The sequence below is a fragment of the Mycoplasma sp. 394 genome, from assembly GCF_054353895.1.
On the sequence record NZ_JBTHHL010000006.1, the window covers coordinates 1 to 11565 of the forward strand.

Sequence of the window (11565 nt, forward strand, 5' to 3'; positions counted from 1 at the left end):
CTTCCTAATATCTACGCATTTCACCGCTTCACTAGGAATTCCGCTAACCTCTATACAATTCTAGCATGCCAGTATCCAACGCGATTTGGGGTTGAGCCCCAAATTTTGACGCCAGACTTAACATACAACCTACAGACGCTTTACGCCCAATAATTTCGGATAACGCTTGCAACCTATGTATTACCGCGGCTGCTGGCACATAGTTAGCCGTTGCTTTCTGACAAGGTACCGTCAAGGTATTAACATTTCCTTTAATACTTTTTCTTCCCTTATAACAGCAGTTTACAACCCGAAGGCTGTCATCCTGCACGCTGTGTCGCTCCATCAGACTTTCGTCCATTGTGGAAAATTCCCTACTGCTGCCTCCCGTAGGAGTCTGGGCCGTATCTCAGTCCCAGTGTGGCGGATCAGTCTCTCAACCCCGCTAAACATCATCGTCTTGGTAGGCCTTTACCCTACCAACTAACTAATGCTCCGCACCCCGATCTTTTAGTGAAGCAAATGCTCCTTTAATTTAACTTTTATGCAAAAGCTAAAGGTATCAAGTATTAGCGATAATTTCTCATCGTTATCCTAATCTAAAAGGTACGTTAAGTACGTGTTACTCACCCATTCGCCGCTAAGTTATAAATAACTTCGCACGACATGCATGTATTAGGCACACAGCCAGCGTTCATCCTGAGCCAGGATCAAACTCTCGAAAAAATTGACTGTCATGTTTTATATCTAGTTTTCAAAGAACTTTTTTGAACTTTTTTTAAAAGTCGCTTAGATATTATAGCAGTAAAATAAAAAAGCAAAATTATTTTTTTATTTTTTTTTTTTTTTTTTGATTTTTAATTTGCAATTTATCGAAAGAATAATTATTCTTCTCTTACATATTTTATATTTATTTTATATTATATAAATGAATTTGTGTGAAAAAGTAGTAAAATATTAGCAAACATTAAAAATAATATAAAAGGAGATTCAATGACAAGAAAGTATAAGCTTCTTTCAGTACTTTTTGGTACTTCAAGCTTAACTACACTAATTGCTGCTAGTTGTGGAACTTCGCAGCAAAAGAAAACACCAGGAACAGGCGCAGAAACAGCTCAATATCCAACCGACAAAGCTGCTTCTGATAATACTGTTCGTCTAGCAACTGCACAAGGAAAGGTATACCCTTTAATGATTGCTCTTAAGCAACTTGTGCCTTTATATAATCAAACAATGAAAGATCAAGCAGGATATTTACCTGTTGTTTTAGAGACAGCTGATGAAACTAAAGCAAAAAGTGAATATGAACTTGGAACACAAGCTGAAAATTATATCAGAACTAATGATGCAAAACTTGCTAACTTACTCTTAGGTAACAAAACCACTGCATATCAAATTAATTCATATGGTAAGATTTTAGATGTTTCTGATACTTTACCTAACAATTTGTTTCCAACTAAAATCTTAAAGAATCACAACAACTTAGTTGGTGAAGATACATCAGGTGGAAAAATTTATAACCTTCCTTTTGATGTTTCTGATACTAATGGATTTAGTATTAACATCGACTTATTAAACAAAGCATTAGAACTAATGAAAGCAGCTGGTGCTACAGTTGTAAATGAAGGTAAAGTTTTTGAAAAACTTGCTGCAAACAAAGACAAAGGAAATAACATCCCTGCTGAATCAGTAATTAACTACTTAAAAGCAAAACCTGGATCACTAACAGGATATATAGTTAATCAAAAAACTTTTGAAGGTGTTGAAAGTTTATTTGAATTTGCAAGAAAATTCTATTCAGCAGTCGAAGTTGATACTGCTAAAGTTGCTACAGCAACAACAGAACTTATTCCATTACAAGCTTTTTCAATTGACTACCAACAAGATGAGTTTTACAAACTTATCAATAATGATTTAAATTATAAAAAACTTTGAGAACTTGAACCTACAACAAATAACCAATTTGACTTGTCTAAGATCAAATACAACTTACCAAGTGATCAAGCAATGAAAGACAAATTTGTTGAAGTATTTAACAAATTTGTAGATAACCATTCAATACAAGTTCAAACCAAGGTAGGTGATAAAGATGTGTCTAAACCTATCTTATTTAGAGATGTAAAATTCGAAAATAACTCAAATGAATGAGCATCATGACATATGAGACAATATCAAACCATTTTTGCTATAGTTGCTTCTGTCGGTCTTGAGCAATCAGTTAATTCGCAAACATCTCGCAATTTCTTTGCTGCTAAAAACCCTGATGCTCCAAAGAAATGAACAACTCGTGATGATGTTTTCTTACAACAACAAATTACTAAAAACAAAGCAGATGATACTAATGCTACCTATTTTGAAGGTGGTTCTAGTTTAATCCCTGTTGCTGTTGGTAGTAAAGAAGATGCTGCTACAAAGATGTTTTTAAACTGATTGTATAACGGTAAAACCACATGAAATAATAAAGAGGTTAATGTTCGTGATTTAATGTCTGAACTTTCTGCATACATCATTCCATTAAACACAGATTTAACTCGTGGAGTAAGTTTTTACAACAATGTGGAATCAGATTTAGATACACAAATTGCTGCAAATGAAACAAAACTAAAAACTTTATCAGATGGTGAAGAAAAAACCAACCTACAAAAAGCAACTGAAGCATTAAAATCACAAGCTAACTATACACACTCAGCTGCATTATCATTCACTTCATTAAAAGAATTTAACGATGGTAATGAAGATTTATTTAGCTTACCAAGTAATCCTAAAACAACAAAGATTAATGCATACATCGCTACACAATTGCTTAATTCAACCCTTGATAAAAATGCAACTAAAGCAAACGGAACAGATGTGTTAAACCATGTTTTAGATTTAATCAGTAAAGAAAACTAATAAAACGAAATCATGTGTATACATGATTTTAAATTTTAACTTTTAACTAGTATTAATAAAAAGGACACAAATGAAAAAATATACTAAACTCTTTTCTATTATTTCCCTTGCTTCAGTAGCTCTTGCAGCAAGTTGCTCACAAAGTAAAACACAACAAACTGAATATCTAACAAACAATGCTGCAAAAGATAAGAAAATTGTTTTTGCCACTGCACAACCTAATTCTTGACCTTTAATGTATGCATTAGAAAAGATGATTCCTCTGTATAACAAAGAAATGAAAGATCAACCTGGATTTTTACCAATAGAGTTACAAACAAAGGAAATAACAAAAGCAGATGGCGAATTTGGTTTAGCTACACAAACTGAAAATTATATTAAAAGTAACGATTCCAGACTTGCTAACTTGCTTTTAGGTAGCAAAACCACTGCATATATTATCAATAAATATCAAAAACTTCTTGATACATCAAAAGAACTTCCAATTTCTTTATTTCCTAAGAAAATACTTGAAAATCATACTAGTGTTGTTGGAGAAAAACTAGGTAGCAAATTATTTAACTTACCTTTTGATGTCTCAGATACCAACGGATTTATATTAAACATTGACTTAATGAATAAGATGTTAGACTTAATGCGACAAGCAGGAGCAAATATCGACCGAAATGGAAAACTTTTTGATACCTTAAATGAATATAAAGATAAAGGAAATCACATCCCTGATGAATCAGTAATAAATTTCTTAAAAATAAAACCAGATTCATTAAAAGGTTACGCTATAAATTCTAAAACTTTCCAAGGGGTTGAATCGCTTTTTGAACTAGCACACAAGTTTTATGATTCAGTTGAAATAGATAATGATAAGGTTGCTAAATTCAACAAACCTATTATCCCTTTACAAGTCTTTTCAATCGATTACACATTAGATGAATTTTATAAAGTGCTAAATAATAGACTTAAAGGTAAAAAACTTTGACAACTAAACTCCACAAATGGTCAATATGATCAAAGTAAAATTACTTTTAATTTAGCAACAAATAAGAAGATGCAAGCTGATTTTATCGATGTTTTTAACGAATTTGTTAAAAACAAATTAACTATTGTACAAGCATCAAATGACAAAAATGTTAATGATGTTTTATTTAGAGATGTTAAATTTGAAGGAAAAAGCGAATCAAGTTCTTCACATATGCGTCAATATCAGGTAATTTTCAGCATCTTTGCTTCTGTTTCATATGAATACACATTTAATTCAAAGACTATTAGATATTTTAATAAACCAACTGCTGATGTGTTAGCAAAGTGAACCACAAGCGATGATGTTTATTTACAACAACAAGTTTTAAAAAATAAGGCAGACGATGATTTTGCAACCTATATCGAGGGTGGATCATCATTAGTCCCTATTTCAATTGATAATGGTGGTGATGAAGATAAAGCAACTACTATGTTTATTAATTGACTTTACAATGGAAAAACTACTTGAAATAATAAGGAAATTAATGTCCGTGACTTAATGACACAATTAGCTGCTTATGTTATACCTTTAAATAAGGATTTAGAACGTGGAATCAGTTTTTATGAAAATGCTGAAAAAACCTTAAAGGATGAAATTGATGCTAATGAAGCAAAACTCAAAAATCAACCTAATAAAACCTTAGATGATCAAACTGAAGAACTAAAAACAGAGACACATCACCTTCATTCAGGAGCATTGTCGTTCACATCTTTAAAAGAATTTGTCGATACAGATGTAGCAAAATTATTTGATTTACCAGGTAATTAAACTACCTCAAAAATCGATGCTGTAATTAAGGAATCATTAATAAATTCAACATTAAACAAAAATCCATCTTTTAAAACAGGACAGCAAGTTTTAGATGAAGTTCTACAAATTATTTCAAAAAATCAGTAATAAGATTGCACTATGTGCAATTTTATTTTGCTAATTCTTTTATTTATGATTTTGCATTATAATATAGCAATAATCCATAAGGAGTTATAATGAAAAAGTTACTGAGATTTTTATCAATCGCATCATTAGCAACATCAGCAGTTGCTATTAGTTGTTCAAATGCACAAAAACAAAGAGAAAGTAAAATTCTTTTTGCTACATCACAAGGTGATTATTTTCCTTTGATTATGGGACTAAAGGAAATTATCCCTTTGTATAATCAACAAATGAAAGACCAACCTAATTTTCTTCCTGTGCAACTACTAACTAGCAATGACACCAAAACTAATTCAGAATTAAAATTAGCAGCTCAAAATGCAGAATATATCAAAAACGATGATAGCAAACTCGCAAACATTTTTTTAGGTAACCAAGCAGGTGCATTTTTAATTAATTCATATAATAAACTTTTGGATGTTTCAAGTGTGTTACCGGTTAGTTATTTTCCAAGCAAACTTGTTACAACTCACACTAATTTAGCTGGCGAAAAAATTAATAATACTCGTATTTATAATCTTCCTTTTGATGTTACTGATATAGATGGTTTTTCTATAAATATCGATTTGTTAAATAAAGCATTTGAATTTTTAAAACAAGCTGGAGCAACTATTGATGAAAATTCAAAAATATATCAATATGCTTTGCAGCACAAGGATTTAGGTAACCAAATACCAAGTAATTCATTAATCAACTACTTAAAAATCAAAGACGATACCAATTTAAAAGGTTATATAATTAATGATGCTACATTTAACGGGATAGAATCACTTTTTGATCTTGCTCGTAAGCTTAAAAGTATATTAGAATTTGATAAATCAAAGGTTGAAACAAGCGATCAAATTGATGATTTAGCGATTTTCACAATCGATGAAAGAGATGATGCATTTTTAAAAGTTTTAAATAATAAACTACAGGGCAAGCGAATTTGGCAACTTCAAAAAACTAATGATAAATATGACTTTTCAAAGGTGAAATACAATCTTGAAGATGCTAACATAAAAAAGGCATTTATAGATACATTTAATGAATTTGTCGCTCTAAATCTTAATGAGTATTTAAATAATGCAGTTTTTCAAGATATAAAATTTGAAAACCAAATGGATGAATGAGGTTCATGAGCATTGCGTGATTATAAAGCGATTTTTTCTTTTGTAGCTAATGTAGGTTATGAGCAATCTATGGATAGTCCAATTTCCAGATTTTTTTATTTAAGCAAAGATGATAAAGAAAAATATAAAAAATGAGCTCAAAGAGATGATATTTATTTACAGGAACAACTTACCAAAAACAGAGCAAATGATGCTTTTTCCACATACATCGAAGGTGGATCAAATTTAATCCCAATTTCAATTGATAATGGAGGAAAACAAGATAATGCAACTTTATTATTTTTAAAATGACTTTATCAAGGAAATGTAAATTATAATGGTGAATACATTAAGGTTACTGATTTATTAGCACAAAAAACTGGTTATATAATCCCACAAAAAAGTCAAATTGAATCTGCATCAGATTGATATGTTCAAAGACAAACTATTTTAACTAATAAATTAAAGTTACTTAAAAATCAACTTAAAACTAATTCAAATAATTCCGATGAAATCCAAAAACAAATTGATAAATTAAGCACAGAAAGCAATTATTTATATGCAGCTGATACAACTTTCAAAGGATTAAAAAACTTTGAAAACAGTAAAAGCGAAGATATTTTTTGAGTTCCTATCGACCAAACAACATCTGCTATTGTCGAAAAAATTCGCTCTTTACTTCTTGATTCTACATTGAAAAAGAATCCAAAAATAATAACAGGAGAACAAGCATATCAAATCATTTTAAATATGATAAAAAACTCATAGTTATTGTCATATTTATTTTTGTTTTTGTATATTTGGTAAAATTTATTTATGAATGGTATAGCAAGTGTAAAAAATCTTGTTTTTGTAAAACAAAAAAAAGAAATTTTAAATATCCCAGAATTATATATTCCTGAAAATAAAATAATATCGATAGTTGGGCCATCAGGAGCAGGCAAAACTACCTTATTAAATTTGTTATCTAAAATTGAAACACCAAAAAGTGCTGAAATCACTCTTTTTAACAATATGCAGACTGCTCAAATAGGTTATATTTTGCAAGAAAACTTTCTTTATGAGGAAATAAGTGTTTTTCATAATATTTATCTAAGCGCAAAAAACTCATTTGTTTGAAGACATGAAAAAAGGTTAGAATTCTTACAAAATTTTGATGCTAAATATTATTTATCACCTTTTTTACAAAAACTTATTAATAAGTATAAAGAAACAAAAAACGAAAAGAAAGAAAGATGATTATTCTATACAATATGACATTTTTTGTTTTTTAAATATATGTTTAAAAACCAAAATGCATTTAAAGTTTTACAAAAAGAATCAAAACTTAAGCAGTTTTTCAAAAAAGACCTAGATTTTATTGCTGATAAAGTAGAAATAAAGCAAATTTTAAAGCAAAAAGCACAAAATATCTCAGGTGGTCAAAAGCAGCGTGTATTAATTGCTAAAGCGATAATTAAAAAGTCTACTTTGATGCTTATGGATGAACCCTTTTCAGCTCTCGATGTTAAGATTAAAGAAAAAACTATTGAATGAATTTTAAAAATCAAGAAAGAATTTAATTTATCAATTATTTTAGTTACTCACGATCAAAATGATGCTTTAAAACTTAGTGATTATATAATGGTAATGAATAATGGCAGAATAGAACAATTCGATACAAAAGATAAAGTGTTAGAAGAACCTGCATCATACTTTGTAGCGCACTTCTTTTGCTCACCAAGATTAAATCTAATCAAAGAGGATGATATATATAAATATTTTGTAAAACCTAAAGATATTCAAATTTCCTTATCGACTGATTCAGAATGAATTGTTAGACAAAAGGAAAATATTGCTGATCTAACAATATATACAATACAAAATCAAGACAAAGAATATGTAGTTTCAAACACAAATTCAACATTGAATATTTTAGATAAAGTAGATGTAAATATACCAGAAAACAAAATAATGAGTTTTAAACATGAAGAAGTTATCGATCAACAAAACTAAATTATCTAATGTTTCACTTGCTTTATTATATATTCTACCTTTGTTAATCCTTGTAATCATCTTTTATATCTACCCCGTAGTGAATTTATTTCATGAATCATTTATAAATTTTCCATCAAAAACTAAGAAAATTTATTATTCTTATGGTTGAGATAATTATCGTCGTGTTATAGAAGATAACGACTTTCAGACAGGATTGAAAAATTCCACCTTTTTGTTTTTTGTACCTACATTTATCTCTTTATTTTTATCTATAATTGTTTCTTATTTAATCAGTTCTTTAACTTTAAAAAGAACTAGAAACTTTTTTTTAAAGTTAATTTATTCACAATTTTTTATTTCTGGTTATACAGTTGGATTAGCCTTTATCTTACTGTTTGGTGAAGAGAACTTGTTTTTTGGTATATTTAACTCGAAACGGAGTTTTCTTTACGGAAATAACTTATTAAGTATTAAATTTTATATGACGCTGTTTCAACTTTGACGATCAATGCCCTTTAATATCGTTATTTTTGGTTTTATTTTTAGTCGCATTAATGTTAAATATGCTAAATTAATTAAAATAGATAATCTTAGATTCTGAGATCGACTTAAATATTTATATTATGTTGAATTCCGAAAATACTTTATTTTAGTTACATATACAAACTTAATTTTCTCTTTTTTAATGTATCCTGGTGCTATCATACCTGAAGAACGCATCGTACCAACTGGGGCCCATACACTTACAAGTTATATTTTTTCATTAATTAAACCTTTTGCAGGAACATTATCAGTAGATACAAACAAAGCATATGCAGCAAGTTTACTAGTAATTTTATACTTACTGTTTCTGTTTATAATAAGCTGATTAGGTTTATTTGTATTCAAAAAGACTTTTCAACTTATTATAAAGTATAAAGGAGCAAAAGATGTATAAAAAAGCATTTAAGGAAGCATTAATTATTATTTTAATAGTCATTTTAATCATTATCATCTTATTTCCGATTTATATTTTAATCGTCTCTGCCTTAATGCCTACCGATGATGTGGTTAATAAAAGATTTACTATAAGATTGAGAAAGTTTGATTTTTCTAATTTCAATTTCTTTAGTGATATTCGTTTTTGAAAAGCAGTTGGACTTTCTCTAAGTAGTTCCTTGATGCTTTTATCTATTCGTTTGATAACATACACACTATTTGTCATAGGTATTTCAAAACTCGGAAAAAGATCTAAGAAGGTTATCTTACTTATAATACTTATTTTATCTTTCATCCCTGAATTTGCTATATACTTATCATTAAATAAGGTGCTTAATGAACTGAACATCACAAACAGTTTAACACCTTTATCACTTGTTACAAATGGATTTTTCTCTTACTTTTTTATGTATAATCTACTTATCCATTTTGAAAAGAGTAAACAAAAATATTATAAAGCAATGAAAATTGATAATCTCACATTATGACAGAAAATATATTTAATTTATTGAAAAGAAATGAAAGAAACCTATATTCTCTTGATTATTTTTAGTTTTGTTTCTGTATGAAATGATTATTTATGACCAAATTATATACTTAGCGGAACAAATGATGCAACTGTCGGTATCTGATTTAGACAAATTGGACAAGTCCCTGCTGGAGGAAGTTTGCTAAACATTCAATCTGCTGGGGCATTAGTTGTTATTGCTATACCATTAACAGTTTACTTTATTTTTTCTAAGAAAATTGTTCGTTCTGTTTAAAATACTTTTAAGTCTTTATTATAACTTAAAAGTATTTTATTTATAAATATCAATATTTTGAATGTTTAATGTTTCTATTTTATTTTTCTTTTCTTTCATACCATTTTTATATAATGTAATAATAACCCCATTTATTTGGGTGTTGTTCGAACTTACAACAAATTTTTCTTTTTTACTTCCATCATCATTTATTTTAGCCATTATTTCAGCAGGATTTACACCAATAGCAGAATTAATAGGACCTACCATTCCGGCATCAGTTATATAGACTGTTCCGTTTGGTAAAATATGTGCATCGTTTGTTTGGACATGTGTATGTGTCCCACATATAGCATCAACTTTTCCGTCTACATACAAACCAAAAACATATTTTTCGCTTGTTGTTTCTGCATGAAAATCTATAAAATGAAAATCTGCTTTTTGGAAATTATTTGTTAATTCATCAAAGGATAATAAAAATGAATTAGCATATTGTTCCTGTCAAGGCTTAAACAGTTCGTTAAAACTTACTCCCATAAAAGAAGAAACTCTTAATGTTGAACCATTTATACTAAAAACCTTTGATCCAAATCCCTCATATTCATAATTAACATTAAAAGGTCTCACTATATCTGCTTTATTAATAATTTGCAATATACTTTCATCAGCTCAAACATGATTTCCCATTGTAAAACAATCAATTCCTGCTTTTTTTAAGCGATAATAATCTTCCACCGACAAACCTTTACGTCCTGTTACATTTTCTCCTTGTGCAATGACAAAATCAATATTGTGTTCTTTTTTTATCTTATATAAATATTTTTCAACAGTTATAATACCTGGTAATCCAAAAACATCACCTAAAAACAAGATTCTGATACTCATAATACATATATTATAAATGTTTATAAAAATAAGTAAGGCTAATGCTTACTATATTCTTGAACTTGACTTAGGATTTCATCATATATATCAGAATGTGTTAATAAATAATCACGTAGGTTTTTCTTACCCTGAGCAACATTTTGTCCTTGATATCCATATCAAGCACCCTTTTTATCAAGTATATCTTTTTCAGTCGCCATATCAATTACTTCACCAATTTTATCAATTCCTTTATCGAAGTAAAATTCACTTTGTCCACTACGATATGGTGGTGCAATTTTGTTTTTAACAACTTTAAATTTAATTTCAGCACCTATAACTTCTTTATCTTCAATAATTTGTTGTCCCTTACGAACTTCTACACGAATGCTTGAATAGAATTTCAACGCACGACCACCTGGTGTTGTTTCTGGATTACCAAAAATTACCCCAACTTTTTCGCGGATTTGATTAATAAAAATAATAGTAGTTTTATTTTTATTAAGATTTCCTGTTATTTTTCTTAATGCCTTTGACATTAAGCGGGCTTGAGCACCAATTTGTTGATCTGTCATTTCTCCGTTCAATTCTGCTTCTGGAACTAATGCTGCTACTGAATCGACTATTATTAAATCAATATTACCTGTTTTTGCTAAAATATCGACTATTTCTAGTGCTTGCTCACCACTATCAGGTTGCGATAGTATTAAATTATTAACATCTACACCTATTTTTTGAGCAAATAATGGATCTATTGAATGTTCTGCATCGATAAATGCCGCAACTCCACCTTGTCTTTGAATCTCTGCTACTGCATGTAATGATAAAGTTGTTTTACCACAACTTTCAGGTCCATAAATCTCTATGATACGTCCTTTTGGATAACCACCACCAAGTAAATTATCTAGTGTTATACTACCACTACTGAATGTTTCTACTGCTAATTCAGGAACATCTCCTAAAAGCATAATAGATTCTTTACCAAACTTCTTCTCGATTTGATTTATCGTTGTAGCTATAATGTCTTTATTGTTTTCCATTTTACCTCCAATATTATAATAAAATATTCAATAATATGGACTAATAAAGA

The 11565-nt window shown here is 29.1% G+C and carries 8 protein-coding genes and 1 rRNA gene; 6 read left to right on the plus strand and 3 right to left on the minus strand.

Annotated elements, in window-relative coordinates; genetic code table 4:
- Positions 1-705 (minus strand): 16S ribosomal RNA (locus tag ACXYRQ_RS02750); the annotation flags it as partial.
- Positions 706-972: 267 nt separating this feature from the next.
- Between ACXYRQ_RS02750 and ACXYRQ_RS02755 the strand changes: the two genes are divergently transcribed.
- The 6 genes from ACXYRQ_RS02755 (at position 973) to ACXYRQ_RS02780 (ending at position 9632) form a co-directional block, all read left to right on the plus strand.
- The gene (locus tag ACXYRQ_RS02755) at positions 973-2871 is read left to right on the plus strand and encodes a P68 family surface lipoprotein (protein WP_458614017.1); all 1899 of its coding nucleotides are present in this window, start codon (positions 973-975) and stop codon (positions 2869-2871) included.
- Between the two features lie 70 nt (positions 2872-2941).
- The gene (locus ACXYRQ_RS02760) at positions 2942-4657 is read left to right on the plus strand and encodes a P68 family surface lipoprotein (RefSeq protein ID WP_458614740.1); all 1716 of its coding nucleotides are present in this window, start codon (positions 2942-2944) and stop codon (positions 4655-4657) included.
- 218 nt (positions 4658-4875) lie between these two features.
- On the plus strand, positions 4876-6681 hold the full coding sequence (locus tag ACXYRQ_RS02765) for a P68 family surface lipoprotein (protein WP_458614743.1): 1806 nt from the start codon (positions 4876-4878) through the stop codon (positions 6679-6681).
- A 48-nt stretch (positions 6682-6729) separates the two neighbouring features.
- A complete protein-coding gene (locus ACXYRQ_RS02770; RefSeq protein ID WP_458597695.1) occupies positions 6730-7908 on the plus strand; it encodes an ATP-binding cassette domain-containing protein in 1179 nt (392 codons plus the stop codon).
- Positions 7880-8827: a hypothetical protein gene (locus ACXYRQ_RS02775; RefSeq protein WP_458607521.1), complete on the plus strand. Its 948-nt coding sequence runs from the start codon at positions 7880-7882 to the stop codon at positions 8825-8827. The genes ACXYRQ_RS02770 and ACXYRQ_RS02775 overlap by 29 nt, the downstream gene beginning before the upstream one ends.
- Positions 8820-9632, plus strand: coding sequence for an ABC transporter permease subunit (locus tag ACXYRQ_RS02780; RefSeq protein WP_458597699.1), 813 nt, complete (start codon positions 8820-8822; stop codon positions 9630-9632). Before ACXYRQ_RS02775 ends, ACXYRQ_RS02780 begins: the two co-directional genes overlap by 8 nt.
- Positions 9633-9668: 36 nt before the next feature.
- Here ACXYRQ_RS02780 and ACXYRQ_RS02785 read toward each other — a convergent pair whose 3' ends face one another.
- Positions 9669-10496: a TIGR00282 family metallophosphoesterase gene (locus ACXYRQ_RS02785; protein WP_458597701.1), complete on the minus strand. Its 828-nt coding sequence runs from the start codon at positions 10494-10496 to the stop codon at positions 9669-9671.
- 38 nt (positions 10497-10534) lie between these two features.
- Entirely contained in the window at positions 10535-11515 is a 981-nt protein-coding gene (gene recA / locus ACXYRQ_RS02790; RefSeq protein ID WP_435129746.1) for a recombinase RecA, read from the minus strand.
- Positions 11516-11565: the final 50 nt, after the last annotated feature.